The organism is Micrococcus sp. LASM2_SD2 (genome assembly GCF_057364565.1).
Window position 1 is genome coordinate 1 of the sequence record NZ_JBNFOB010000460.1, and the last position, 707, is coordinate 707.

Here is a 707-nt window from a genome sequence, read left to right on the forward strand (position 1 = left end):
CGCGGCGCCGGCGGCACCGAACGGGGTCCCAGCCCGAGGACGGCGGCCGCCGGCTCGGCGAGCGTCAGCAGCTGGTCGAAGGAGTCGATGATCCCGTTGAGGATGACGCCGGCGAGCATCAGCGGGATGAAGACCAGCACGGAGACCACGTCCCGGATGCGGCGCTGTCCCGTGTAGGAGGCCAGCACCGCGGTCACGCCGTACGCCAGGGCGAGAGCGGTCGCGGCGGCGAGCACGGCACCGGCCAGGCCCCACGGCAGGGCGGCGGGCGTGTCCGACCAGGAGACGCCGACGGCCAGGGCCGCCACCAGCGTGAGCACCCCCTGCGGCGTGCTCAGGGCACCGACCAGCAGGCCCGTCACCAGACGCAGCCTGCGCAGCGGATAGACCTGGAAGCTGCGCGGATCCAGGGTGGCGTCCACGCCGGTGACGAAGGGGGCGATCACGGACCAGCCGAGCACCAGCGCGCCGCTGATCAGGGTGGCCAGCGCACTGCGCAGCCCGAGGACCGTCACCGGCAGGCCGACGAGCACGCCGGCACCGAAGAGCAGCGTCATGGCGCTGAAGTACACGATGCCGAGGATGCTGAAGACGAGCGTGACGGCGGACCGGCGCCACCCGGCCACCATGAGCGCCCAGCGCAGGCGCACGAGCAGGCCGACCGCACGGCCGAGGCCGACCTGCGGGGGCGCGACGCCCGTCCGGGC

1 pseudogene is annotated in these 707 nt (G+C 74.3%); it reads right to left on the reverse strand.

Features of this window, described 5'->3' with window-relative positions:
- A pseudogene (locus AC2W7A_RS13105) lies at positions 1–707 on the reverse strand (Tat (twin-arginine translocation) pathway signal sequence); the annotation flags it as partial.